26 protein-coding genes are annotated in these 25,205 nt (G+C 71.5%); 14 read left to right on the top strand and 12 right to left on the bottom strand.

Annotation, left to right across the window (positions count from 1 at the left end):
• A partial coding sequence (mltG, locus tag ABD140_RS17165) for an endolytic transglycosylase MltG (RefSeq protein WP_344241847.1) occupies positions 1-1,328 on the top strand: 1,328 nt, incomplete at its 5' end.
• 7 nt (positions 1,329-1,335) lie between these two features.
• Here mltG and ABD140_RS17170 read toward each other — a convergent pair.
• Positions 1,336-3,732: a hypothetical protein gene (locus ABD140_RS17170; RefSeq protein ID WP_344241848.1), complete on the bottom strand. Its 2,397-nt coding sequence runs from the start codon at positions 3,730-3,732 to the stop codon at positions 1,336-1,338.
• 297 nt (positions 3,733-4,029) lie between these two features.
• Here ABD140_RS17170 and ABD140_RS17175 point away from each other — a divergent pair, with 297 nt between their 5' ends.
• The gene (locus tag ABD140_RS17175; protein ID WP_344241849.1) at positions 4,030-5,214 is read left to right on the top strand and encodes a cytochrome P450 family protein; all 1,185 of its coding nucleotides are present in this window, start codon (positions 4,030-4,032) and stop codon (positions 5,212-5,214) included.
• A gap of 14 nt (positions 5,215-5,228) precedes the next feature.
• Here the strand turns inward: ABD140_RS17175 and ABD140_RS17180 are convergent, their stop codons facing one another.
• The 3 genes from ABD140_RS17180 to ABD140_RS17190 form a co-directional block, all read right to left on the bottom strand.
• Positions 5,229-5,864: a TetR/AcrR family transcriptional regulator gene (locus ABD140_RS17180; protein ID WP_344241850.1), complete on the bottom strand. Its 636-nt coding sequence runs from the start codon at positions 5,862-5,864 to the stop codon at positions 5,229-5,231.
• A 66-nt stretch (positions 5,865-5,930) separates the two neighbouring features.
• Entirely contained in the window at positions 5,931-6,671 is a 741-nt protein-coding gene (locus ABD140_RS17185) for an SDR family oxidoreductase (protein WP_344241851.1), read from the bottom strand.
• Between the two features lie 89 nt (positions 6,672-6,760).
• Positions 6,761-7,336, bottom strand: a complete 576-nt coding sequence (locus ABD140_RS17190; RefSeq protein WP_344241852.1) for a TetR/AcrR family transcriptional regulator — start codon at positions 7,334-7,336, stop codon at positions 6,761-6,763.
• Positions 7,337-7,452: 116 nt separating this feature from the next.
• On the opposite strand from ABD140_RS17190, the gene ABD140_RS17195 reads away from it, so the two are divergent.
• Complete coding sequence (locus tag ABD140_RS17195; RefSeq protein ID WP_344241853.1) at positions 7,453-8,253, top strand: SAM-dependent methyltransferase; 801 nt, start codon at positions 7,453-7,455, stop codon at positions 8,251-8,253.
• A 12-nt stretch (positions 8,254-8,265) separates the two neighbouring features.
• The gene (locus ABD140_RS17200) at positions 8,266-9,909 is read left to right on the top strand and encodes an amidohydrolase (protein ID WP_344241854.1); all 1,644 of its coding nucleotides are present in this window, start codon (positions 8,266-8,268) and stop codon (positions 9,907-9,909) included.
• Positions 9,910-9,915: 6 nt separating this feature from the next.
• On the opposite strand, the gene ABD140_RS17205 is transcribed toward ABD140_RS17200, so the two are convergent.
• Complete coding sequence (locus tag ABD140_RS17205) at positions 9,916-10,521, bottom strand: TetR/AcrR family transcriptional regulator (protein WP_344241855.1); 606 nt, start codon at positions 10,519-10,521, stop codon at positions 9,916-9,918.
• Positions 10,522-10,810: 289 nt separating this feature from the next.
• Between ABD140_RS17205 and ABD140_RS17210 the strand changes: the two genes are divergently transcribed.
• The 3 genes from ABD140_RS17210 to ABD140_RS17220 are packed head-to-tail and all read left to right on the top strand — an operon-like array spanning position 10,811 to position 13,411.
• Entirely contained in the window at positions 10,811-11,350 is a 540-nt protein-coding gene (locus ABD140_RS17210; RefSeq protein ID WP_344241856.1) for a hypothetical protein, read from the top strand.
• 48 nt (positions 11,351-11,398) lie between these two features.
• Complete coding sequence (locus ABD140_RS17215) at positions 11,399-11,887, top strand: MarR family winged helix-turn-helix transcriptional regulator (RefSeq protein ID WP_344241857.1); 489 nt, start codon at positions 11,399-11,401, stop codon at positions 11,885-11,887.
• A gap of 48 nt (positions 11,888-11,935) precedes the next feature.
• Complete coding sequence (locus ABD140_RS17220) at positions 11,936-13,411, top strand: MFS transporter (protein ID WP_344241858.1); 1,476 nt, start codon at positions 11,936-11,938, stop codon at positions 13,409-13,411.
• 106 nt (positions 13,412-13,517) lie between these two features.
• Here ABD140_RS17220 and ABD140_RS17225 read toward each other — a convergent pair whose 3' ends face one another.
• From ABD140_RS17225 to ABD140_RS17250, 6 genes are all read right to left on the bottom strand, one after another.
• Positions 13,518-14,363 carry an SAM-dependent methyltransferase gene (locus ABD140_RS17225; RefSeq protein WP_344241859.1) on the bottom strand — a complete coding sequence of 282 codons (846 nt, stop codon included), beginning with the start codon at positions 14,361-14,363 and terminating at the stop codon, positions 13,518-13,520.
• An 84-nt stretch (positions 14,364-14,447) separates the two neighbouring features.
• A complete protein-coding gene (locus ABD140_RS17230; protein WP_344241860.1) occupies positions 14,448-14,990 on the bottom strand; it encodes a gluconokinase in 543 nt (180 codons plus the stop codon).
• An 11-nt stretch (positions 14,991-15,001) separates the two neighbouring features.
• Positions 15,002-16,186 carry a hypothetical protein gene (locus ABD140_RS17235; protein WP_344241861.1) on the bottom strand — a complete coding sequence of 395 codons (1,185 nt, stop codon included), beginning with the start codon at positions 16,184-16,186 and terminating at the stop codon, positions 15,002-15,004.
• The gene (locus tag ABD140_RS17240; RefSeq protein WP_344241862.1) at positions 16,176-17,384 is read right to left on the bottom strand and encodes a hypothetical protein; all 1,209 of its coding nucleotides are present in this window, start codon (positions 17,382-17,384) and stop codon (positions 16,176-16,178) included. Before ABD140_RS17240 ends, ABD140_RS17235 begins: the two co-directional genes overlap by 11 nt.
• On the bottom strand, positions 17,381-17,998 hold the full coding sequence (locus ABD140_RS17245; RefSeq protein WP_344241863.1) for a hypothetical protein: 618 nt from the start codon (positions 17,996-17,998) through the stop codon (positions 17,381-17,383). The genes ABD140_RS17240 and ABD140_RS17245 overlap by 4 nt, the downstream gene beginning before the upstream one ends.
• Before the next feature lie 90 nt (positions 17,999-18,088).
• Entirely contained in the window at positions 18,089-18,436 is a 348-nt protein-coding gene (locus tag ABD140_RS17250) for a hypothetical protein (protein WP_344241864.1), read from the bottom strand.
• On the opposite strand from ABD140_RS17250, the gene ABD140_RS17255 reads away from it, so the two are divergent.
• Positions 18,341-18,688 (top strand): dihydrofolate reductase family protein, encoded by a 348-nt coding sequence (locus ABD140_RS17255; RefSeq protein ID WP_344241865.1) that lies wholly within the window; start codon positions 18,341-18,343, stop codon positions 18,686-18,688. The genes ABD140_RS17250 and ABD140_RS17255 overlap by 96 nt on opposite strands.
• 15 nt (positions 18,689-18,703) lie before the next feature.
• On the opposite strand, the gene ABD140_RS17260 is transcribed toward ABD140_RS17255, so the two are convergent.
• Positions 18,704-19,564 (bottom strand): phosphorothioated DNA-binding restriction endonuclease, encoded by an 861-nt coding sequence (locus ABD140_RS17260; RefSeq protein ID WP_344241866.1) that lies wholly within the window; start codon positions 19,562-19,564, stop codon positions 18,704-18,706.
• Between the two features lie 54 nt (positions 19,565-19,618).
• Here ABD140_RS17260 and ABD140_RS17265 point away from each other — a divergent pair, with 54 nt between their 5' ends.
• The 6 genes from ABD140_RS17265 (at position 19,619) to ABD140_RS17290 (ending at position 25,161) form a co-directional block, all read left to right on the top strand.
• Complete coding sequence (locus ABD140_RS17265) at positions 19,619-20,041, top strand: NUDIX domain-containing protein (protein ID WP_344241867.1); 423 nt, start codon at positions 19,619-19,621, stop codon at positions 20,039-20,041.
• A 23-nt stretch (positions 20,042-20,064) separates the two neighbouring features.
• The gene (locus ABD140_RS17270; protein WP_344241868.1) at positions 20,065-20,730 is read left to right on the top strand and encodes a thiaminase II/PqqC family protein; all 666 of its coding nucleotides are present in this window, start codon (positions 20,065-20,067) and stop codon (positions 20,728-20,730) included.
• Between the two features lie 107 nt (positions 20,731-20,837).
• The gene (locus tag ABD140_RS17275) at positions 20,838-21,683 is read left to right on the top strand and encodes a HalD/BesD family halogenase (RefSeq protein WP_425544126.1); all 846 of its coding nucleotides are present in this window, start codon (positions 20,838-20,840) and stop codon (positions 21,681-21,683) included.
• Positions 21,684-21,736: 53 nt separating this feature from the next.
• Positions 21,737-22,564: a class I SAM-dependent methyltransferase gene (locus ABD140_RS17280; RefSeq protein ID WP_344241870.1), complete on the top strand. Its 828-nt coding sequence runs from the start codon at positions 21,737-21,739 to the stop codon at positions 22,562-22,564.
• Positions 22,561-24,351: a choline/carnitine O-acyltransferase gene (locus tag ABD140_RS17285; RefSeq protein ID WP_344241871.1), complete on the top strand. Its 1,791-nt coding sequence runs from the start codon at positions 22,561-22,563 to the stop codon at positions 24,349-24,351. Before ABD140_RS17280 ends, ABD140_RS17285 begins: the two co-directional genes overlap by 4 nt.
• Positions 24,352-24,429: 78 nt before the next feature.
• Positions 24,430-25,161 carry a Clp protease N-terminal domain-containing protein gene (locus ABD140_RS17290; RefSeq protein WP_344241872.1) on the top strand — a complete coding sequence of 244 codons (732 nt, stop codon included), beginning with the start codon at positions 24,430-24,432 and terminating at the stop codon, positions 25,159-25,161.
• Positions 25,162-25,205: the final 44 nt, after the last annotated feature.

Raw genomic sequence — 25,205 nt, forward strand, 5'->3', positions numbered from 1 at the left:
CCCTCCCTCCCGCACCCGGCCGGACCGGCACCGGCCCCCTCCCCGCCGCGCCGGGCGGCACCGGCCCGATCGCTCCCGGCCGCAGGGGCACGGGTCCGGTCCCCGCCGGACGAACCGGTACCGGGCCGATCTCCACCGGCCGTCCGGGCACCGGCCCCATCGACACCAGGCGGACCGGCACCGGGCCGATCTCCACCGGCCGTCCGCCCTCCGGGCGGGGCGGCAGCCGGGAGACCAGCGTCGACCTGCCGGTCCAGGACGAGCCCGCCCGGGGTTCGGGGCGCAAACGCGGCGGCAGCGGACTGGTGACCGTGCTGGCGGTGCTCATCCTGCTGGCGTCGCTCGGCGGGGGCGGGTACTTCGGCTACCTGGAGGTGCAGGAGCGGTTCGGCGCCCCGGACTACTCGGGCGAGGGGACGGGCAGCGTCACCATCGAGGTGACGGACGGGGACTACACCTCGCACGTGGGCGAGAAACTGGTGAAAGCCGATGTCGTCAAATCCGTCAAAGCGTTCGTGCAGGCGGCCGGAGAAAAGCTGAAAGGCCTCCAGCCCGGTTTCTACGACCTGCGGAAGCAGATGTCGGCGGAAGCCGCGGTGGCATTGCTGCTCGACCCGAAATCCCGTACCGGGATCGTGGACGTCCCGCCCGGTAAATGGGCGGCCGAGGTGTACGCGCAGCTGTCGAAGGCCAGCGGCATTCCCGTCGCGAAATTCAAGAAGGTCGATCCCCGCACCCTGGGGCTGCCCGCGGCCGCCAAGGGCGAGGTCGAGGGCTACCTGTTCCCCGGCCGCTACGACCTGCCGCCGGACGCGACCGCCCAGCAGCTGCTCAAGATGATGGTCACCCGCTTCAAGCAGGAGACGAAGGGCATCGACTTCGACCGGGGCGCCAAGGTCGGGCTCACCCCCTCCGAGGTCGTCACCATGGCCAGCCTCATCCAGGCCGAGGCCGGCCAGCCCGAGGACTACCGCAAGATCTCCCGGGTCCTGCACAACCGCCTGAAGATCGACATGGCGATCCAGTTCGACACCGCGATCCTCTACGCGTGGCAGAAGCGCACCCTCGACGTGCGGTACAAGCACCTGGAAATCGACTCGCCCTACAACCTCTACCTGAACAAGGGGCTGCCGCCGGGCCCGATCGGCAGTCCGGGCGTCACCGCCATCAAGGCGGCCATGAACCCCGCCCCGGGCGACTGGCTCTTCTTCGTGGCGACCAATCCGACCGAGCGCATCACCAAGTTCACCGACGACCCCGAGGAGTTCGAGGAGTTCAAGGCGGAGTTCAACCAGTGGCTGGAGGACAACCCCCAGCCGAAGGACTGACCGGGGCTCAGCCGAACCAGGTGCGGGACCGGCCGGAGCGGGCGAGGGACGTCACCCAGGCGGCGAGCTCCTCCAGCTCTGCACGGGTGTGGTCGGAGAGGTAGAGGACCTCGTCGTCCAGCGGGTCCATCATGACGTTCTGCAGGAGCTGGTACTGGTACTCGATCTCCAGGAGGGTCTCGCGGGCGGCGTGCTCGCGGATCTCCGCCACCAGCGCGGGGCGGGCGGTCAGCACGATCGCGCGGCCGAAGGCCAGGGCGAACTCCTCGGCCTCCCGCCTGCTCCAGCCGAGCGGCGCGAAGGCGTCGCGGACGCCGTTCAGCAGGCGGACCGCGCGGTCGCCGTCGAGCTGCCAGCGGGATCGGGTGAGATGCTCCACCACCTCTTCCAGGGGGACGCGGCGGTCGATCGCCTCGGCGCAGAGCCTCGCCACGAGAACGGGATCGGCCTCCGGCCGTAGGCACGTCAGCGTGAGCGGCACTTCCTCGTCCGCCAACTGCGGAAGGCGGGAGAGAGCCCGCCGCCGCCAGGCCGCGTACTGCTCGTCCTCGATCAGCGCGGGCTCCACGGCACGGCCCACGAGCACCACGCGGGCCAGCTCCAGCACGTCCTCACGCGCGGAGACGAGCCCGAGCACCGCGGCCACCCAACGCGGATCCGTCTGCCAGGACCAGGTGTTCAAGTGGACGGTCAGTCGTGCGATCACCGGGGCCGCGACGTCGGGAAGGGCGCAGAGCCGCTCGAAGGCCTCCTGATACCTCGCCCAATCTCCCGCAGCGGCGTTCTCCAGATGCCGCGGGGGCCGATCCAGCAACAACAGAAGCCCGTCCACGACGCCTTGGTCGCCCGCGTGGACGGGCTCCAGTTCGGTCATCTCCGCGGCCCAGAAGCCACGCTCCGGCACGGTTCCGCCCGTCAGAAGCACGGCGAACGCGGGTAGCACGCCCGTCAGACGTCCGGTGGCGGCTGCCGTACGCAGCAGCATCTTCAAGCAGCCGGGTCCGCGAGCGACGACTCTGGCGAGTGCGTTGGCGTCCACGGAGGCTCCGTCACCACGCAGTACGCGGAAGAAGGGCACGAGCAGATCGGCCGGTACGCAGCGCTTCAACCGCTCGTACCACTCCTCCAGGCTCTTCCTGGGTTCGCCTGCGAGCTGGTGGAGCAGCTCGTACAGCACCGGCCCGTTGTCCGCGAGCGCGCTGAAGGCCAGCGTGTACTCCTCTTTGCTGCGCGTACGCACCAACCGCGCCACCGCGGCTTCTCCCCCAGGCGCCCCTTCCAGACTCTTCTCCGGGTCCGGGCAGCTGACGAGCCGGGCGAGGAACGCGTCGGCGAAGCCCAGCCGTTCGGCCGACCACAGGTAGCGCACCGTCTCCAGTTCCGGTTCCAGCTGCCAGAGCTTCGTCCGTGCGGCTTTGACGAGCGCCTCGAAGTCGCCTCCGACCTCGTCCCAGAGCGGCTCGACCACCATGAGGTCGTCGACGTCGCCCCGGGCCACCAGCTCGTTGAACAGGTACTGCCGGTCCTCGACCGAGGGCAGTTCCCGGAAGCGCCCGGACGCGAACAGCCGGTGCACCTCGTCGTAGGAGAGCCGCCCTTCTCGCACCGCCCGCAGCACCGCACCGGGCATGTCCAGCTCGTCCAGGATCCCGATGGCCGCGGCGGTGTCCAGGCCGGTGAGCGGCGCCACCTGCTCCGCGAGGTGGTCCGCCGCCTTCGCCAGCGGCAGTCCGGCCAGCCGTTCCAGATACGCGTGCCCGCCGGGCGGCGCCGCATCCCTCCAGTCCAGCTCCGCCGCCCCCGGGCCGCACCGGGCCGCGAAGGACAGGCCTTCCCCGCCGTCCTCGGTGCTCACGACGAGCCCCGCCCGCATCCCGTAGGGCAGCAGGGCGGCCACCGCGTCGGCGAACGCCAGCCGCTCCTCAAGGCAGAGCCCTCCGGCGTGGGTGACGGTCACCGGCCCGTCCAGGAGCAGCGACGCGGCGCCGGCCGTCCGGCCGAACCCGAACCGCTCCACCAGGGCGGACCGCTCCTCCGCCGGCTCCGCGGGCAGCGCGACGAGCAGCGCCTTCCCCTCCTGCGGGGTCTCCGTGCCCCGCAACGCCGCGTACAGGCTCCGGTAACCGACGCGTCCCGCGGAGAGCGCCCCGGCGGGAACGGAGAAGTACCTGCTGAGGGGGATGGGGTGGCCGTCGGCGTCGATATCGTGCGACCACTCCTGGAGCACCACCTCGAACCGGTCTTCGCGGACCCCGCCGAACGTCACCCGCGTCCCGGCGGAGGGGGCGTCCGAGGGAAGGCGCGCGAAGACCCCGGCGAGTCCGGGCACGCGACCGCCCGAGGCGAGGACCGTGTAGTCCTCATGGCAGGCGCGCAGCGCCCAGCCCACCTCCGCCCGGATCACACCTCAGCTCCTCGGCTCCGCCCCCGGAACCACCGCCTGATGAATTCCCACCCTAGGACGCGGAGGCGCCGATGATCCACCGTCCTTTCTGACAGTTACCGAAAGGTGAGTGAGCAGCGAGTTTCGGCCGAACTCGCCATGGCACCGAACTGAGCCGAAAACCGGAGCGCGAAAGAGTTCCGAAGAATGCGACGCACCGCCTGTCCGGATGCGGCCACCCGGTTCGCCACAGTTCGCCGGAGTTCTCCCGAACATCCCTAAGATCTTGTTTCAAGATCCGAACGAGAGGACGTCCTGATGCTGCCGTGGGGCTTCCTGTTCAGCCGCGCGTTCAGCCGCGACCCCCACACCGCCTACGCGGAGCTGCGCCGACAGGGCCCCGTGCACCGGATCGACTTCCCGCCCGGCGCGGAGGCCTTCCTCGTCGTCGACCACGAGCACGGCCGTGCCGCGCTGAACGACCCGCGGCTGTCCAAGGACACCGCGCACAGCACCCTGCCCGTCCCGAGCGAGCCGTACTTCGGCGGCACCATGCTGGGCGTGGACCCGCCCGACCACACCCGGCTGCGCGGTCTCGTCGTCAAGGCCTTCACCGCCCGCCGCACCGAGGCGCTGCGGCCCCGCGTCCAGGAGATCGCGGACGGGCTGCTCGACGCGCTCGCCCCCCGCGGCGAGGCCGATCTCATCGCGGATTTCGCCGTCCCGCTGCCCATCCAGGTCATCTGCGAGCTCCTCGGCGTCCCGGCCGAGGACCGCGACGCCTTCCGCGCGTGGACCACCGTCCTCACCGCGCCCGTCCTGGACCGCGCGGCGGCCGAACGCCGCCGCGAGACGGCCCGCGCCTTCGACCACTACCTGCGCGGAGTCTTCGACGCCCGCCGCGCCGAACCGCGCGACGACCTGCTCACCGCGCTCCTGCGCGCCCGCGACGGCGACGCCGCCCTCACCGAGGCCGAACTGCGCAACACCATCGGCCTGCTGATCGTCGCCGGCCACGACACCACGGTGAACCTCATCGGCAACGGCGTCCTGGCCCTCCTCCGCTCCCCCGGCCAGTACGGCCTGCTGCGCGACGACCCTTCGCTCCTGCCCGGCGCGGTCGAGGAGCTCCTCCGCTACGACGGCCCCCTGGAGCGCGCGAGCCAGCGCATCGCCCTGGAGGACATGGAGATCGCCGGTACGCCCGTTCCCCGGGGCTCCTGGGTGCACGTCTCCCTGGCCGCGGCCGACCGTGATCCCGCCGCCTTCTCCGACCCCGACATCCTGGACATCACCCGGCCCACCGCCCGCCACGTGGCTTTCGGGCACGGCCTGCACTTCTGCCTCGGCGCACCCTTGGCCCGGTTGGAAGGCCAGGTCGCCTTCGGAGCCCTCCTGGAGCGCTTCCCTTCCCTGGCCCTGGCCGTGCCGTCCGAAGAGCTCCGGTGGCACCGCAGCGGCTCCATCGTCCGCGGGCTGAAGTCCCTCCCCGTGCGCTTCTGACCGCCCGGAAGCCCTCAGCCGGCGCCCGCGCCGAAGACGCCGGAGCCCCACAGGGCGCGGACGTGCGCGATCAGCTGGAGCCGTACGGCGTCCAGGCCCTCGCGGTCGTTCTGCGCGACCGGTCCGGAGACGAGCGCGCCGGTGGCGGCGGAGAGCATCCGGCACGCCAGCAGGCCCTGCTCGCCGGTGGCGCCCAGGACGTCGGCGTGCACGGCGGTCATGGTCTCCTGGAGCTCGCCGCGGCGGGCGACGGCCTCGGGCCCGGCGGCGTACACCTCGACCAGGCACAACCGCGCGGCCGGCCACTCCTCCTTGAGCGCGTCGAGGTAGCCGGTCACGGCCCGCTCGTACCGCTCCACCGGGTCTCCCCCGCCGGACCTCCCGAGCGCCTGCGCGACACGGCCGAGCAGCAGTTCGGTCGAATACTCCAGAGCCGTCATGAAGCAGTCGAGCTTGGAATCGAACAGCCGATAGAAGCTCAACCGCGACACCCCGGCACGCTTCAGGACGTCCTCCACCGAGGTGCCGACGTACCCCTTCTCGACCATGGCCTCGGCCATCGCCCGGCAGAGCCGCTCCCGATGCACCCGCGCCACCTCTTCCGGAGGAAGCGCGTTCCGTCCTCGGGGCAACCGGCGTGGCATCGACATCCGCTCACTCTAAAACAGTCGGCGACTTGCCTGCTCAATGCTCCTTTTCCCGCCTGAGGCGCCCCCTCACCCCCGGAGCCAGTCGGCGTAGCGGACCTCGCCCAGGCGCGCCCCTTCGCCGGGGACGAGGGACTCCTCGGACAGCTCCGCGCCGAAGTAGGGCGCGTGCGGATCGGTGACGACGCGGTGCGGATCCCCCGTCGCCTCCAGGAAGTCGCGGATGATCTCGTCGAACCGGAACCGCTCCGGCCCCGCCACCTCGGCGTCGCCGTTCAGCGGCGCCTCGACCGCCGCCTCGGCGACCGCCCCCGCCACGTCCTCCGCCGCGATGGGCTGGAAGAGCACCGGCGCCAGCCGGACGGCGTCGCCGTCGGCCGAGGTCCGCGCGATCCAGGGGAAGAACTCGAAGAACTGCGTGGCGTGGACGATCGAGTAGGGGACCCCGGACTCCTTGATTAGGTCTTCCTGTGCGACCTTCGCCCGGAAGTAGCCGTTCCCGGGCAGCCTCCTGGTCCCGACGATCGAGAGCGCCACGTGGTGCCCCACGCCCGCCGCCTTCTCCGCGTCGAGCGTGTTGCGGGTCGAGGTGCGGAAGAACTCCAGCACCGCGTCCGGCTCGAAGGACGGCGAGTTCGCCACGTCGACGACCACCGAGGCCCCCGCCAGCGCCTCGGCCAGCCCCTCCCCGGTGAGCGCGTCCACGCCCGTGCTCGGCGACGCCGCCACCGCCTCGTGCCCCCGCGCCTCCAGGTCGCGCACGACCTTCGATCCGATGAGCCCGGTACCGCCGATGACCACGATCTTCATGTCCGCCCCCTTGGGATCGGTTCTTCCCCCTGGTCACCGGCTGAGACGGGCGGCTTCCCGGCTCTGCGCAAAGAAATCCGCGGCGGGCGTCAGCGGGAGGGGCGGCGGACGCGGAGGAGGCGGAGGGAGGTGTCCAGGAGGTGGCGGCGCAGGGAGTCGTCGTCGAGGGGCTGCAGGCGGGGGTCGATGCCGGTGGCCATGAGGCCGCCGCTGACCATGGCGGCGCAGACGAGCGCCTCGTCCGTGGGTTCGGGACCGACCAGCAGGCGGGTGATGCGCTCCTCCAGGGGGCTCAGCGTGGAGTGGAGGCGCAGGAGCTGGAGGACCGCCGGGTCGGACTGCAGGACGGACATCAGGCGGCGGTTGCTCACCGCCGCGTCGACGAGTCCGGAGAGGAGCGTCTCCACGCGTTCGGCGCGGCTCCGGCGTGACTCGGCGGTCTCGGCCACCTCGGCGAGGCGGTCGAGAACGGGGGTGACCACCGCCCAGACGATGTCCTCCTTGGACTGGAACTGGTGGTACACGGCCGCCTTCGTCACGCCCAGCTCGTCGGCGATCATCTGCAGGGACGTGCCGCTGACCCCGTGCCGGGAGAACAGCTCCGCCGCCGCGGCCAGCAGCCGATCCCTGGCGGTGCCCGCGCGCTGTGATCTCTGGACTGCCATCGAAGGAACCTATCAACCACCGCACCGCGCGGACACCGAAGATCCCACCGCGTCTTCGAAGGGGGAGAATCGCTATTTCCTAGTGATATGACCGGCACACGCCTAAGATCAACTCTGTGACGGAAGCAGCCGTGCCCAAGGGCGTCGATCCCACCGTTCCCTCTTCCGCCCGCGTCTACGACGCGCTGCTCGGCGGCAAGGACAACTACGAGTCCGACCGCCAGGTCCTCCAGCTGCTCAACGACCTCTACCCCCACGCCGCGGCCACCGCCCGGGAGAACCGCGCCTGGCTCGGCCGCGCGGTGCGGTACCTGGCCGAGGAGGCGGGCGTCCGGCAGTTCCTCGACATCGGCGCGGGGCTTCCCACCCAGGAGAACGTGCACCAGGTGGCGCAGGCCGTCGACCCGTCCTGCCGCGTCGTGTACGTCGACAACGACCCCGTCGTCCTCTCGCACGGGCAGGCGCTGCTGGCCGGGTCGAAGAACGTCACCGTCTTCGAGGGCGACCTCGCGGACGTGGACGCCATCCTGGAGCAGGCCCGCGAGCACCTGGACTTCAGCCGGCCGGTGGCCGTGCTGCTCAGCGCCGTCCTGCACTTCTTCACCGACGACCAGGACCCGTACCGGCTCGTCGCCCGCCTCCGCGGCGCGCTCTCCCCCGGCGGCCACATCGCCCTCTCCCACGGCACCGGCGACATCGGGAGCGAGGACTCCAAGACCTTCGCCGACACCTACTCCCAGCGGGTGAGCAGCAGCCTCTTCCTGCGCGACCACGCCCAGGTGTCCGCCTTCCTCGACGGCCTCGAACCGGTCGAGCCCGGCGTCGTCCACGCGGTGCACTGGCGCCCCCTCCCGGGCACCACGCCCCGCCCGGTGGAGGAGGCGCCCGTCTACGCCGGGGTGGGCCGCCTCGTCTGAGAGGGTGGGCGTATGTTCCACCCCGCCGACCTCCTGTTCACCGGTGGCCCCGTCCTGACCATGGACTCCGCGCGCACGCGGGCCACCGCCCTGGCCGTGCGCGGCGGCCGGATCATCGCCGTCGGGCACGAGGAGGTGCGCGAGCTCGCCGGGCCGCGCACCGAGCACGTCGACCTGCGGGGGCGGCCGCTGCTGCCGGGCTTCCAGGACGCCCACGTCCACGCCGTCATGGGCGGGATGGAGCTGAACCAGTGCAACCTGGCCGGCACCGTCGACCGGGCGGAGTACCTGCGCCGGATCCGCGCCTACGCCGACGCCCGCCCCGAGAAGGAGTGGATCACCGGGGGCGGCTGGTCCATGGAGAGCTTCGAGGGCGGCGTGCCCACCCGCGACCTGCTCGACGCGGTGGTGCCCGACCGGCCCGTCTACCTGGCCAACCGCGACCACCACGGGGCCTGGGCCAACAGCCGCGCCCTGGAGATCGCCGGGATCACCGCCGCCACCCCCGACCCGCCCGACGGCCGGATCGAGCGGGACGCCGCCGGAGTGCCCGTGGGCGCGCTCCAGGAGGGCGCCATGGTCCTGGTGGACAGGCACATCCCCGACGCCACGCCGCAGGAGCGGCTCGCCGGGCTGCTGCGCGCCCAGGAGCTGCTGCACGGGCTCGGCGTCACCGCCTGGCAGGACGCCCTGCTCGGCGGCCGGGACGGCTACCCCGACTTCTCCGACGCCTACCTGGCCGCCGCCCGCGAGGGGCTGCTCACCGCGAGCGTGGAAGGGGCGCTGTGGTGGTCCCGCCACCGCGGCCTGGAGCAGATCCCCGAGCTGCTGAAGATGCGCGAGCAGCTCACCTTCGGCAGGCTGCGCTGCCACACCGTCAAGATCATGCAGGATGGCATCGCGGAGAACTTCACCGCCGCGATGACCGGCCCGTACTTGGACGGCTGCGGCTGCGCGACCGCCAACAGCGGGCTCAGCTTCGTCGACCCCGCGGCACTCAAGGAGTACGTGCCCGCGCTGGACGCGCTCGGCTTCCAGGTGCACTTCCACGCGCTCGGCGACCGCGCCGTCCGGGAGGCGCTGGACGCCGTGCAGGCCGCCCGCGCCGCCAACGGGTGGCGCGACACCCGCCATCACCTGGCGCACCTGCAGGTCGTCCACCCCGACGACGTGCCGAGGTTCCGCGAGCTGGGCGCCACCGCCAACATCCAGCCGCTGTGGGCGGCGCACGAGCCGCAGATGGACGAGCTGACGATCCCGTTCCTCGGCCCCGAACGCGCCTCCTGGCAGTACCCCTTCGGCGACCTCCTGCGCGCCGGGACGACACTCGCGGCGGGCAGCGACTGGCCCATCAGCAGCGCCGACCCCCTCCAGGGCGTCCACGTGGCGGTCAACCGGGTCGTGGCGGGCCACGACTCGCCACCCTTCCTGCCCGGACAGGCCCTGGACCTCACCACCGCGCTGGCCGCCTACACCGCGGGCAGCGCGTACGTGAACCACCTGGACGACACCGGGAGCCTGCGGCCGGGCCACCGCGCCGACCTCGTCGTCCTGGACCGCGACCCCTTCGCCGGGCCCGTCGAGGCCATCGCGGACACCCGCGTGGCGCTCACCTACGTGGACGGGCGGCGCGTGCACGCCGCCCCCGACGCCTGAGCCGGGTCAGGCCGCCTCGCCCTGCGGCCGGGCCAGCATCCGGTCGATGACGGTGTGCAGGATGACGCGGAAGTACTTCACCGACTCGGGGTCGTCGACCCGCATCATGCCGTTGCCCGGGGCCAGGAGACCGGTGCCGAGGAAGCCGTTGATGCACCACAGCACCACGCCCAGGAACCCGTAGGGCCCCAGGTCGTCGGGCACCACATCGCCGATCTTGCGGGCCGCCAGCCGCATGAGCGGGCGCAGGTAGCGGTCCTCGACATCGGTGATCTCGGCGGCGTCCGACACCCAGCGGTGCGTCCACAGCGCCAGGAGCTGGGGCTGCTGGACGTAGAAGTCGAGGTAGGCCTCGGCGATCCGGTACGCCGCCTCGCGGCCGTCCACCGGGCTGTCCACGATCTCCTGCATCCGGACGCGCTTGGCCTCGAAGACCCGCTCCATCACGCACATGTAGAGCTCGCGCTTGCTCCCCGCCACCTCCTTCACCGCCGCCACCGGCACGCCCAGGGCGTCGGCGATGAGGTCGAGGGAGGTCATGTCGTAACCGAGGCCGGCGAACAGCCGCGTGGCGACCTCGACGACCTTCTCTCCACTGAGCCCCTGCATCATGCCCCCACCATACGGACTAATCGGCCATTAGTCGCATGACACCATTAATGTGGGCGTAAATGATTAACAACGCAAACACCATGAAACAACAAGCAAATCCCATAAATGGTTGAAAAGCGGGATAGACAGCCCAGCTCGGGGCAGGGTATGACCTTTGGGCGTGAGAAGGATGATCCATAGCGGCTTCTGCCAACCTTCCCTATTGGTACATACTGCTGTACTTCACGTGGATCGGGGGGTCGCGGGTCGTCGGATCCGGCTCGCTCCGCGCGGGGACGGAGAAGAAGAGATGAGCCCGGATCGCCTGGGTCTGCTGATCGGCGCCGCCTTCGGCCTGGTGTGGGTGGAGGTCAACGCCGGAGCGGCGCCGTCGCCCGTCGACCTGGTGCTCCGGGTGATCGGGGCGCTCGCCTTCGCCGGGATACTCGCCGCCCTGCTGCGGGCCGGGGGACCGCGGCCGGACGGCGGGGCGGGACGGCCCGGCTTCGGCAGGGGGTACTGGCTGGTCGTCGCCGCGGAGGCGGTCGCCTTCGTCGGCGGGAACGCGCTGCTCAACGGGCCCCTCGACCTGCCGGACGGGGTGCTGGCCTGGATCGCGGTCGTGGTCGGCGTGCACTTCGTCGCGCTCGCCAAGGTGTGGCGGGAGCCGTCGATCGGCTGGGTCGGCGGCGGGGTCGCGCTCCTGGGGCTGATCGGCCTCGGCATGGCGGTCGCCGGGGCCCCGCAGGAGGGCATCGCGCTGACGGCGGGCGTCGGCACCGGGGCGGTCCTGCTCGGCGGCTGCGGATGGGCGGCCCTGCGCGGCCCGCGCGTGCCGGCCGCCGGATAGGTGATCGGCGGATCATCCCGTGGTGGACGAATCGCCTAGGGTGGTGGCATGACTGCCCTGGTTCCCTCCCGCACCGCACCCGACCTGTCCTATCTGCTGGACCACACGAGCCACGTCCTCCGGACGCGGATGGCGGCGGCGCTCGCGGAGATCGGGCTGACGGCGCGGATGCACTGCGTCCTGGTGCACGCCCTGGAGGCGGAGCGGACGCAGATCCAGCTCGCCGAGCTCGGCGACATGGACAAGACGACCATGGTGGTGACGGTCGACGCGCTGGAGAAGGCCGGACTCGCCGAGCGCCGGCCGTCCAGCACCGACCGGCGGGCGCGGATCATCGCGGTGACCGGGCGGGGCGCCGAGACGGCGCGCCGGAGCCAGGAGATCGTCGACGCAGTGCACGAGGCGGTCCTCGGCACGCTGCCCGACACCGAGCGCGAGGTGCTGCTGCGCGCCCTGGAGCGGCTGGCCACGGGGCACCTGGCCGAGCCCGCGGAGGGCGCGGGCGCGAACCGGCGGCCGCGCGAGCGCCACAAGTAGTTCCACAAAGGATCGTCTACAACAAAACTATCTGTTAGAGTCCCTCCCGTGTCCGACGAACCGGGAGAGACCATGACGCGCACCCGCACCTCCCCTTCGCGCCGGGCGGCTCTGGCCGTCCTGTGCGCGGGGACCCTGATGATCATCCTGGACGGCAGCATCGTGACCGTGGCGCTGCCGGCGATCCAGCGCGAGCTGGGCTTCTCCGCCGCGGGCCTGACCTGGACGATCAACGCCTACCTCATCGCGTTCGGCGGCCTCCTGCTGCTGGCCGGACGGCTCGGGGACCTGCTCGGCCACCGGCGCGTGTTCGTCGCGGGCCTCGCCGTCTTCACCCTGGCCTCCCTGCTGTGCGGACTCGCGCGGTCCCCGGAGGCCCTGATCGCCGCACGCCTCCTGCAGGGCGCCGGCGGCGCGCTGGTCTCGGCGGTCGGCCTCGGCATGGTGGTGACCCTGTTCACCGAACCCGCCGAACGCGGCAAGGCACTGGGCGCCTACGCCTTCACCGGGTCGGCGGGCGCCTCGCTCGGGCAGGTGCTCGGCGGAGTGATCACCGACGCGCTCGGCTGGAGCTGGGTCTTCCTCATCAACCTGCCGATCGGCGCGGCCGCCGTCTTCTTCGCGCTGCGGATCCTCCCCGGCGAGCCGGGACCCGGCCTGCGCGGCGGCGCCGACGCGCTGGGCGCCGCCCTGGTGACCGGCGGCGTGATGGCCGGCGTGTACGCGATCGTCCAGACCGACGAGCACGGCTGGACCTCCGCCCGCACCGCCGGGCTCGCCGCCCTGTCGCTCGTCCTGCTCGCCGGGTTCCTCCTCCGCCAGGCCACCGCGGCCCGTCCCCTGCTGCGGCTCGGGATGCTGCGCGTCCGCAGCGTCTGGGGCGCCAACCTCGTCCAGATGCTGACCCTGGCCTCGACGTTCGGCTTCCAGGTCGTCATCACGCTCTACTTCCAGAACGTCCTGGACTACGGCGCGTACGAGACCGGCCTCGCGCTGCTGCCCGCCGCCCTGGCGATCGGCGTCGTCTCCCTCGGCCTCTCCGCCCCCCTCATCGCCCGCTTCGGGCAGCGCCCGATGCTGCTGACCGGCCTGGGCATGCTGCTCGCCCTGTTCCTCCTGCTCGCCCGCCTCCCCGCCGACGGCTCCTACCTCCTGGACGTCCTCCCGGCGCTGGTCCTGGCCGGCGGCTTCGGCCTCGCCCTGCCCGCCCTCACCGGCCTGGGCATGTCCGGAGCCCGGCCGGAGGACAGCGGGGTGGCCTCCGGCCTGTTCAACACCACCCAGCAGATCGGCGCGGCCCTGGGCGTCGCGGTGCTGACCACCCTCGCCGCCACCCGCGCCGAGACCCTCGCCTCGCACGGCGCGACCGCGGCGGACGCCCTGACCGACGGCTTCCGGCTCGCCTTCGGCATCGGCGCGGGCCTCACCGCCACCGCGATCGCGCTGGCCGCCCTGGTCCTCCGCGCCCCCGCCGTCCCGGAACCCGCGCAGGAGCCCGCCCGCGAACCGGTGGCCTGCGCCTGACGCGTCACCGGACCTCCCGGGCACCGGGAACCGGGGCTCAGAAACACGAAGACGGGTCGTGCTCGCATGGCACGACCCGTCTTCGGCGCTTCGCGGCCGGGCCGGATCAGCGGAGGACGCCGACGCCCGCGTAGAAGTGGGAGTTCTCGGCCTCCTGCTGGGTGACGATGTGGTCGGGGTGCCACAGGGGCGGGAGCACCAGGCCCGGCTCGACGAGTTCGAAGCCGTCGAAGAACTCCAGGACCTCGGCGTGGGTGCGCGGGATCAGGGGGGCCGTCGCCTTGTTGTAGATCTCGCGGAGGGCGGCGCCGATCTCGGGCGCGGTGAAGTCGAGGGTGCAGTGCGAGATGACGAGATGGCTGCCCTTGGGCAGGGCCGCCTTCAGCGTCTTCATGATCTCCCCGGGGTTCTCCTCGTCCTTGATGAAGTGCAGGATCGCGACGAGGTTGAGGGCGACCGGCCGGCTGAAGTCGATGAGCGACGTCACCTGCGGGTGGGCGAGGATCGCCTCGGGTTCGCGCAGGTCGGCCTGGATGACGGTGGTCGAGCCCTGGCTCTGCGTCTCCATCAGCGCCCGCGCGTGGATGAGCACCATCGGGTCGTTGTCGATGTAGACGACGCGGATCTCCGGGTCGATCTCCTGGGCGACCTGGTGGGTGTTGCCCGCGGTGGGGATGCCGGTGCCGATGTCGATGATCTGCTTGATGCCGCTCTCGGCCAGGAAGCGCACGGCGCGGCCGAGGAAGGCGCGGTTCGCGCGGGCCGTCAGCTCCATCCCCGGCGCGGCCGCCATCGCCGCCTCGGCCGCCGCCCGGTCCGCGGCGAAGTTGTCCTTGCCGCCCAGGTAGTAGTCGTACATCCGAGCCGGATGCGCGACCGTGGTGTCGATGCTCACCGGCGCCCGGTCACTGCTGATGGACGTGAAGTCCCACTCCGACCCCGCTGCGCTCATGGCCGCCTCCCCGTGTCCCCAGAACCCGAAAAAACGATCATAAGCCACTACTTATCGTGAAGTTCGCTTAAACCGAGCATTCCCTCAGCCCTCCCGCTGCCAGGCCTCCAGCAGGCCGACCGCCTCCGCCACGATCTGCGCCACGGGCTCGGCGGCGCTGACGACCGCCCCGTCCTCGTCCGGCTGCAGGGGCTCCAGCGCGGCGAACTGCGACTCCACCAGCGAGACCGGCATGAAATGGCCGGTGCGGGCGGCGACGCGCGCCACGATCGCCTTCTGGTCGACGTGCAGGTGCAGGAACCACACCCCCGGATCGGCCTCCCGGAGCAGGTCCCGGTACCACCGCTTCAGGGTCGAGCAGGACACCACCCCGCCCCTGCCCTCGCGCAGCCGCTCCCCCAGCCACTCCGCGATGGCCTTCAGCCACGGGAGCCGGTCCTCGTCGTTCAGCGGCCGGCCCGCCTCCATCTTGGCGATGTTGGCGGGCGGGTGGAACTCGTCGCCCTCGGCGTACTCCAGGCCCAGCCGCTCGGCCAGCGCCCGGCCGACCGTGCTCTTCCCGCTCCCCGAGACCCCCATCACCACGATCGCGGGCCGCTCGGGCCGCCGTCCTCGCTCCACGTCCATGGCCCCATTCTTCAGCCGCGGAGCTCTCCCCGCAGGACCCTGTGGACGAGGTCGTCCCCGAACTGGCCGTACCCGGTGCGCGACCAGAGGCCGGAGACCGCGTAGTAGGGCACGTTCCGGCCGTCCACGCGGTCGGCCAGGAACACGGGGAGGCGGTGGCCGCGCACCGCCTTGGCGCAGGCGCCGCAGGCCTGGACGCGCAGGCTGTCGCGGCTGCCGAGCTCGCGCCAGTCGACGGCCGCCGCGGCGTCGCCGTGCAGGGGGTTGAAGAAGCAGAGCGGGCTGCGGGGCCTCTCCTTGCGGCCGGAGGCCAGCGCGCGGGCGGAGTCCAGGGCGTCGCGCCCCCGGTCGACCAGGACCAGGACTCCGGCGAGGTCGAAAACGCCGTCGGCCGCGTCGAGGGTCTTGCCCGCCGCCTGGTAGGCGTCCAGGGCGAGGGTCATCAGGTCGTGGACGCGGGCGGAGTCGGAGTCGAGGTCGACGCCCTCCAGCAGTTCGCCGAACGCGACCACCTCCCGTTCGGCGCGGCCGCGCAGCTCCTCCCGGTCCGCCGTGTTCGCCGCCGCCAGGACCTCGCGCGGCAGCAGCAGGGGGCGCTGCTCGCGGCGGACGCGGGCGGTGCGCCGCCAGCGCCACACCGCCAGGCCGGTGACCGCGGCCGCGGCCAGCGCCCCGGCGGTGAGCGGGAGCGCCGAGTCCGCCCCCCGCCCGATCGGGAACGGCTTCTCGCGGGACGAGCCGAGGTGTTCGGTGGCCTTCTCGTACACCGCGCGCCCGCCGCCCGCGGAGACCAGCTCGACCGCCTTGATCAGGGAGTCGATGAGGGGCGCGTCATCGAACTCGGGGAGGAAGAACGGGACGCGGACGGCGTACTCGGAATCCCGCCGCTGCTCCTCGGTGCCGCCCCACCGGCGTGCCTCGAACAGGCCCCCGTAGGAGCCGGGGCCGATGTAGACGCCGTCGCGGCCGAGCCGGTCGTGCACCACGGTGAGCAGGTCCTCCCCGTCCTCCCAGGTGCCGCCTTTGACCAGTGGCACCAGCACCACGAAGATCGGCATGGGCGCCGCCCCGATGCGGGCCAGCAGCTTCTCGCGTCCGGCCTTGGGCAGGGCCGCCGCCAGCGACGGGTCCGCGTAGACCGGCGACCGGCGCAGCGCCTGGGCGATCTTCGTTCCAGGCGTGGGTTCAGCCGACACCGAGACTCTCCAGAACTCGTTTGGCCAGGTCCTGGCCGCCGAAACCGCGCTGCCAGCGGCCTTCCTTCACCTCGTGGTAGCGGCGCCCGCCGGGCAGCCTGAGCACCCGGCGGACACGTTCCCTGGCGTCCGCGTCCGCGCAGGAGCGGCAGATCTTGCCGGCGGGCAGCCCCACGACCGGTCGCTTCAGGATGCCCGGTCCGTGCAGCGGGTTCACCCGGCACGGTGCGAGCGGTCGGAGCAACCCCTTCTCCAGTACCTCGCGGCCCTGCCTCGCCAGCACGATGACCCCGACGAGGTCGAGCGCCGCCTCGTCGTCCCGTGCCTTCGGACGCGGGCCGACGTCGTCGTAGACGATCCGCGCGGCGTCATAGGAGCGCAGGGCCACCGGCCCGCCCTCCGCCTCCTCGGGAGGAGGCAGCAGCGCGGCGAGCCGGGTGAGCTCCTTCTCGGCCTGGGCGTGCAGCCTTCTGACCCTGGGCTGGTCGGAGGCGGTCGGCGGCCTCCGCCACATCCGGTAGACGCCCCTGCCCAGCACGAGCAGCAGGAGCAGCAGCACGGCGGCGATCGGGCCCAGGACCAGCAGGCCGCCGAAGAAGGGGCCCCAGATCTCCGGCTCGCGCGGTGGCGGCTCCTCGCCGAACGGATCGGCCTCGGAGTAGAGCTCGGGGGTACCGGGTGCTGCGGACGGCGCGTCGAGCACCTCGGCGAACGCCTGCTCGATCCGCGGGACGAGGCCGACGAAGGGCTCTTTCCTGTCCGCGGGGTTCGCCAGGCTCTGCGGAATGACGAAGTGCCCCAGTTCCCGCGGAACCTGGAACGGCACGACCTCGAGGTTCGCGTCTTCATCGACCATCAGGTAGAGGCCGTCGCGGCCGAGCTGCCCGTGCAGCCAGTGCAGGAACACGTCGTCGCGGCCGTCCGCCTCGGAGTCCGGCGGGTTGGGGATCACGATCACGAAGACCGGCATGCCGAGGCGCTCGCCCGTCTTCCGGATCGCCTTCTTGATCCGCCCGCGCTCGCCGCGGTCCACCAGGTCGACCAGCTCGTCATCGACGAACAGCGGGTCCGCCTTCAGCGCCGTGGCCACCCGCTCCAGCCGGACGAGTGCGTACGGCGTCTCATCCGCGGACGAGGCACCCGCCGGCGCGAGCAGCACCACCAGCACGGCCGCCAGCCAGCACGCCGCCGCCCTCATCGCCGCACCCTCTTTCGCACGAGGGAGACGCAGAGCGGGACGAGCACCACCGCGGCGCCCAGCACCGACCCGAGGACCAGCGCCCTCATCTCGGCCCGGTCGCGTTCCCTGCTGCGCTTCGCGTACGCCGATTCCGGCGCCTCCCGCACCTCTTTCAGCCGGGCTTCGACGTCGGGCGCCCGCAGGATCTCCACGAACCTCTCCACCTGCTGCGCCACTCCCGCGTCGTACGACAGCTCCCTGCCCGCCACGCCCCAGGCCCGCTCCACCGGCCAGGACCCGCCGTACTGCCGTGCCGTCCCGCTCCCACGAGCGTCCGTCACCAGGTAGATGCCGTCCTTCTGCAGCCGCTCGTGCAGCAGCACGGCCAGCTCATCGGGGGTCTTCCGCTCGTCGAAGTGGATCCCCGAAGACCGCACCACCACGAAGTACGGCACTCCCAGCCCGCTCAGCGCCTGCTCCAGCCGCTCCGCGGTCCCCTCCGGGATCTCCCGGAGCTCGTGATCGGTCACCAGCACGGGCTTCTCGGCCAGTCGCTCCGCCAGCAGATCCGCGTTGCTCTTCTCCCGATCCGCCCAGGCCGGAGCCGAACAAAACCACACAAAGAGTGACATGGCTGCCAAAAACCCTAGAAAGCGCCGCACGGGGAGCGAGTCTAGGCCAGCCGCCCCTCCCCGCACCGCGAAGTCCACGAAGTCACGGCGCTACGGCAGAACGCCCGCCTCCGCACCGGGGTCCGCGTCCTCCTCGCGAAGCAGCCGGGCGGCCAGCTCCCCGATCAGGTCGTCGGTGGAGTAGGGGGCGAGGATCTCGGGCACGGTGAGGTCGTCGATGACCATGCCGAGCATCGCGAAGTACAGGAGCGCGACGCCGGTGCGGCCGCCGGGGAGCCCCGCCTCCACGTGGTAGTCGACGCTCTCCCGGTGCTCGGCGGTCAGGAACTCGCCGAGCTCGGCATGGAGCTCGGGGCGGCGGGTGGCCTCCAGGCGCAGCTCCAGCATGGCGAGGTTGCTCGCGCGGTCACCGCGCATCCGCGCCAGGAGGTCGCGCATCAGGTCCGCGGCCAGCGCCCGGTCCGGCGCCTCAAGAAGGAGGACGGCCTGGACATCTGGCTGTGCGGCGGCGGCAGGCTCGCCGGCTCCCTGCTCCCCGAGATCGACGAGCTCATCGTCAAGAGCTATCCGGTGGTGGCCGGCGACGGGATCCCCTTGTTCTCCGCGGAATTCCATCCCACCCGCTTCACCCCCTCCCGCCGCCGCTCCTTCGAGAACGGAGTCCTCGTCACCTGGTACAGCCGCCCCTGACCCCGCACCCGGCGGTCAGGCGGCGTGGAAGACCTGGGTGTGGTGCCAGGTGAGGTGGTCGGGCGCCGGGGGTCGGGGCGGGGCGACGGGATGGCCCGCGAGGGCGTGGACCTGGGCACGGGTGTTGGGGGTGTCGCCGGCGAAGGCCTCGGTGACGGAGATGCGGTGGTCGTGGGTGAGGGTGAGGACGCCCTTGTCGAAGAGCACGTGGTGCAGGGAGCAGAGGCAGAGGGCGTTGTCGAGGGTGTCGGGACCGTCAAAGGCGAACCAGCGGATGTGGGCTGCGTCCAGGCCGACCGCCACCCCGGCCAGGCGGCCCTCGTAGTCGCAGAAGGCGCAGCGGTGGGCGTAGGCGTTCAGGACGGCTCGACGGAAGGCCGGGTCGCGGGGGCGGGTCGCGCGGCGCAGGACGTACGGGGTGCGGTGGAGATCGAGGCCCACGGCGTCGCAGATGCTCTCGTGGAGGGACTCGGGGAAGTTGGCGTCGAGGAGGGCGTGTACGGCTTCGAGGAGTGTCTCGGGGCGGGCGCGGAGCTCGGCGACGACGCTGGGGGTGAAACGGCCGGTGGCGCCCGTCGCACGGAGCTTGACGGGTGAGTCGCCGGGGCTGGGAAGGCCGTCGCGGGTGGCGACCGTCCACAGGTCGTCATCGTTGGCGAGGCGGTCGAAGGGATAGTGGGGACCTGCCGCCCTCGGCGGACCGAAGTCGCGGATGAGGGCGGCGAGTTCCTTCTCGGCCGTCGAGTAGAGGATCGGTCCTTCGCCCTCGCGCTGGAAGCGGGCGAGCGCGTACAGCAGGAGCAGCGGCTTGTGCGGCGCGCGTCTGCCGTTCTGCTGCCACATGCGGATGTCCATGATGCGCTCCACGAAGCTCACAGGCGTCAGACTAACGACGCCGAAGGGCGACGACGGAAGGGAAAGGGGAGGCCTGTGGACTTTCCGCGTGGGGTCGAGGTCATCGTGTCCGCTCTCATCGTCAGTCCGGACGAGGAGGTCCTGCTGATCCGGCAGCCGAAGTGGGGGGACCTGTGGACGCCTCCCGGAGGGCATGTCGAGCCGGGTGAGACGCTCGCGGAGGCGGCGTGGCGCGAGGCGGTGGAGGAGACGGGGCTCGAACTCGCGCCGGACGGGCTGGTGCGCTGGGGCGAGATCATCGATCCGGACGGCAGGTCGCGTCCGGTGCACTTCGTCTTCTTCGACTTCGCCTTCCGGGCGCGCGGCAAGGCGCTGGACCTGGACACGTCGGAAGTCTCGGAGGCGTGCTGGGTGCCCTTCGGGGAGCTGGCGCGCTATGAGATCGAACCTGACTTCCAGGCGAGCATAGAGAGGTACCTGGGGGCGTTGACAGGCTGATCCCGCGGTGATCCCGTGGAGGGATGAGTGAGGACTTCTTCGCCGATGAGCTCGTCCGGCAGGCGTGTGACGATATCGCCGCGCGGCCGGACGAGAACCGTTTCGTCGAGCTGCTGGAAGCCGGTGATCTGCCGAGAGAACGGTTGAACTGGCTCGCCGGAGAGGAATTCCGAATCGTCAGGAGCGACCAGCGGAGTTTCGCGCTGCTCGCGTCGCGCTTCCCCGACGGGGCGGCGGGCGATCTGTTCCTGGGGCTCGCCCAGGGGGAGGCGCAGGCGTCCTCCCTGCTGCTGGACTTCTCGGCCGCCCTCGGCTGGCGGGAAAAGGAGCTCAACGAGTACGCGCCGCTTCCCTTCGCGCAGGTGTATCCCGCTTATCTCGCCTGGTGCGCCCTTTACGGGACGCGCAGCTCGGTGGCTCTGGCGATGGTCGCGAATCTCGACGAATGGGGCGGCTACTGCGGGCGGATAGCCGACGCGTTGACGTCCCGGTACGGCCTGGCGGAGGAGGCGGTGGGCTTCTTCCGGTTCTTCGCCACGCCGCCGCCCGGGTTCGTGGAGCAGGCCGAGGCGGCCGTCGTGGAGGGCCTGAACGCCGGCGAGGACCCGGTCGAGGCGATGCGGGCCGCCCAGGCTCTGCACGTGTACGAGGCCGCTTTCTGGGACGCGCTCACCACCGGCCTGGAGTGACCGATCAGCGAGAACACTCCCGAGAAAGCCCAAGAAAGGGGATTTTCTCCATTTTTCACCCTTGAGGGGATGGAACCCGGAGGGAAGCCGGGGTTAGATCATTTGCCATGTTTGATCAGGTGGTCGACACCCGGCGATATCCCCTCCACGACGCGGACGGCCCTCTCTGGAAAGAGGTGATATCCCAGGTCAGAGCGGAATTGGCGGCGACCGGTTGCTGCGTGCTCACCGACTTCGTCCGACCGGAACTCCAGGAGACCCTCCGAAGCGAGGGCGCCGCGGTCGCCCCGCACGCCCACTACGACGTCGAGACCGTCAACGTCTACAACATCGCGGTGGACGGCGAACTGCCCGCCGACCACCCCGGACGCGTCGAATTCCAGCGCGGAAACGCCTTCGTCGCCCGCGACCTCATTCCCGAGGACCTCATCGTCCACCGGCTCTACACCCACCCGGTGTTCCGGCGTTTCGTGGCCGACTGCTTCGGGCTGGAAGAGGTGCACGAACTCGCCGACCCCCTCTCGGGCCTGTGCCTGAACGTCGTCCGCCCGGGCATGGAGCACCCCTGGCATTTCGACACCAACGAGTTCACCGTCAGCATGCTCACCCAGGCCCCCGAATCCGGCGGTGTCTTCGAGTACTGCCCCGGCATCAGGACCGCGGAGGCGGAGAACTTCGACGACGTCCGCGCCGTCATCGAAGGCCGCGGCGAACCCCTCGTCCGCCGCCTCACCCTCCGGCCCCGCGACCTCCAGCTGTTCAAGGGCCGCTTCTCTCTGCACCGCGTGAGCCCCGTGGCGGGCGCCGTCGAGCGGCACACGGCGATCTTCGCCTACAGCGAGCACCCCGGTGTGATCGGCAGTGCCTCCCGCACCAGGCAGCTGTTCGGCCGCGTGCTCCCCGTCCACCTGGAGGCCGGACGCGCCGTCCGAGGCGACCTCCTGCTCGACTGACCCGCCCGACCGGAGCGCGCCCAAGGCCCCCAAAGAAGGAGGAAGACGAGACCGTGCGTGTCGACAGCACAGGGAAAGTCTCACTCGATCACATCTATACGGCCCCCACGCCCCGCGCCTACTTCAGCACCCTGCGCGGATTGGAGTACCAGGTCCCGCAGGCCGCGAAGCCCCACTTCGAAGGGCTCATCGACGACTACCGACGCGCCGCCGGCGTGGCCGTCCCCCAGGTCCTGGACATCGGCTGCTCGTACGGGATCAACGCCGCGCTGGTGAAGTACAACGCGACGATGGACGAACTGTACGAGCGCTACTGCGAAGGCCCCCGCGACGACGGAGCCGTCCTCGCCCGCGACCGGGAGTTCGTCCGCTCCCGCACCCCTCGCGCCGTACGTTTCGTCGGCCTGGACGTCTCCCGGCCCGCGCTCGACTACGCACTGGCCGCCGGATTCCTCGACGACGCCGTCCACGCCGACTTCGAGGCCGCCGAACCCACCGACCACCAGTGCGCGCAACTCGCGAACACCGACCTCGTCGTCTCCACCGGCTGCCTCGGCTACGTCGGCGAGAAGAGCATCTCCCGGCTCATCGAGGCCTTCGGCGACCGGCGGCCCTGGATGGCGCACTTCGTCCTGCGCATGTTCCCGTTCGACGCCATCGAGGAGGCCCTCGCCGACGCCGGCTACGAGACCGTCCGCGCCGACGGCCTCTTCCGCCAGCGCAGGTTCGCCACCGAGGAGGAGCGGACGCTCGTCCTGGACCGGCTGGCGACGATCGGGCTCAGCCCGCGTGGCAGAGAGGCCGACGGCTGGTTCTATGCGCGACTCTTCATCTCCCGTCCCCGCGAGGAAGCTCGCCTCACCCCGATAGAGGAAAAGTGACCAGCAGCCACGAGACACCCGCCCGTACCTTCGCGCTGGAGGACGGGCTGCCGCGCGTGCCCCTGCCGACGCTCGACCACACCTGCGAGCGGTTCCTCGAGTGGTGCTCGCCGCTCCTGACCGACGAGCAGCTCGCCGAGACGAAGGCCGCCGTCGCCGACTTCCTGCGCCCCGACGGCCCCGGCCGCAGACTGCACGCGGCGCTGGCGGAGTACGACGCCCGCGAGGACGTGCACAGCTGGCTCGACCTGTTCTGGCCCTCCCGCTACCTGGGCCGCCGCGACCGGATCGCGCTGAACGCCAACTTCTTCTTCCTCTTCGAGGACTCCCCGCTCGGGCAGGTCGAGCGGGCCGCGCAGCTCGTCGCGGCGGCCGTCGACTACAAGCTGCGCCTGGACGACGAGCGCGTCCCGCCCGTCCGGCGGCGCGGCCAGGCGCTGTCGATGGAGCAGAACAAGTTCCTGTTCGCCACCACGCGCATCCCCGGCGACGAGCAGGACACCGTCCGCGCCCCGTACTCGCGGACGGAGCCGGGACCGTCGAAGTCCACGCACATCCTGGTGTTCCACCGGGGCAACATGTTCCGGATGGAGGTCCTCGACGCCGAGGGCCGCCCCCATTCGCGCGAGGACCTCGCGGCGGGCGTCCAGGCCGTCCTGAAGGCCGGGGAGGTGCGGGCGGAGCGGGACACCTCCGTCGGGCACCTGACGACCATGGCCCGCGCCGAGTGGGCCGAGACCCGGCGGCGCCTCATCGCCTGCGACCCGGCGAACCCCGCCGCGCTCGAGGACGTCGAGTCGGCGCTGTTCTGCCTGTGCCTGGAGGACACCGCGCCCGCCACCGCCCTGGAGGCCTGCGACCTGCTGCTGCACGGCGACAGCGGCGACCGCTGGTTCGACAAGGCCGTCTCCCTGATCGTCTTCCCCGACGGGAAGGCGGGCATCAACGTCGAGCACTGCGGCCTGGACGGCACCACGATCCTGTCGTTCGTCGAGGACATCCTGGCGGCCTCCCCCGAGACGGCCTCCCTGGGCGCCTCTCCCGTCCGTCCCGTGGAGTTCGTCCTGGACGACACGCTGCGCGCCGACGTGCTCGCGGCCGCGGACGCCTTCGCCCAGTACGCCGCCGACACCGCGACGACCACCCTGTCGTTCCCCGACTTCGGCACGACCCGCGCCAAGCAGCTGAAGATCTCCCCCGACGCCTTCGTCCAGATGGCCTACCAGCTCGCCCACAAGCGCTCCAAGGGCCTCACCGGCGCCACCTACGAGTCGATCGCGACCCGGCACTTCCGCCGCGGCCGCACCGAGGCCATGCGCGTCGTCACCCCCGAGATCCTGAGCTTCGTCTCCACCATGGACGACCCCGCCGCCGACCGCGCCACCCGCCTGGCCGCCTTCCGCGCCGCCGCCGACAAGCACGTCGAGCGCGCCAAGCAGTGCCAGGCCGGCGACGCTCCCGAGCAGCACCTGTGGGAGCTGCAGTGGATCCAGCGCCGCCGCGGCCCCGAGCTGGGCGTCACCGAGCACCTGGCGCTGTACGACGCCCCCGGCTGGACCATCACCCGCGACGACTACCTGAGCACCAGCTCCGCCCCGTCCACCCGCGTGCAGTACTTCGGCTTCGGCTCCACCAGCGACAAGTGCATAGGCATCGCCTACGTCCTCCTCCCCGACCGCTTCAACCTCTACCTCAGCACCCCCGAACCGGTCTCCGCCGCCATGCACGACTTCGCCGCGCACCTCAGGACCGCCGTCACCGAACTGGAAGCCCTCCTCGACGCCTGACGCGCCGCTCCGGCGGGACGCACCCCGATCGTCAACGCAGGGTTGACGATCGGGGATGCGTCAACCTATGGTTGACGCATGACGAATCCGCTCAAGCTCACCAATCCGCTCAGACTCGACGAGCTCATCGACGCGGTCAGGAAGAGCGACTCCGACGTGCTGGGGCAGCTGACGAACGCCGTCGTCGCCGCCGACGCCCTCGGGGAGCTCTCCGACCACCTCATCGGCCACTTCGTCGACCAGGCGCGCCGTTCCGGAGCGTCCTGGACGGAGATCGGGCGCAGCATGGGAGTCAGCAAGCAGGCGGTCCAGAAGCGCTTCGTGCCCAAGGCCGACGAGGCGGCCCTCGACCCCTCCCAGGGCTTCGACCGCTTCACGCCGCGGGCGAAGAACGTCCTCGTCGCTGCGACGAACGAGGCGCACTCCGCCGGCAGCGCCGAACTGACCCCCGCCCACCTCGTCCTGGGGCTGCTGCACGAGGCCGACGGGTTCGCCGGCGAGGTGATCCGCAACCAGGACGTGCTCCTGGACGCCGTCCGCCAGGCCGCGACCGAGGCCCTGCCGCCCTCCGCCGAGGAGCCGCCCGAGCTCACCCCCTACGACGCCGGATCCAAGAAGGTGCTGGAGCTCACCTTCCGCGAGGCCCTGCGCCTGGGCCACGGCTACATCGGCACCGAGCACCTTCTCCTGGCGCTCCTGGAGTACGAGAACGGGTCCGGGCCGCTCAGCTCCACCGGTCTCACCAAGGAGGCGAGCGAGCGCATCACCGTCGAGGCCCTCGCCGCCTTCATCGACCAGAACCCGCAGTAGGAAAGCCGCCCTGAGCACAGGGCCCTGCGTCCGGCGACGTCTCC

This window comes from Actinocorallia libanotica (genome assembly GCF_039525175.1).
GTDB lineage: Bacteria > Actinomycetota > Actinomycetes > Streptosporangiales > Streptosporangiaceae > Actinocorallia > Actinocorallia libanotica.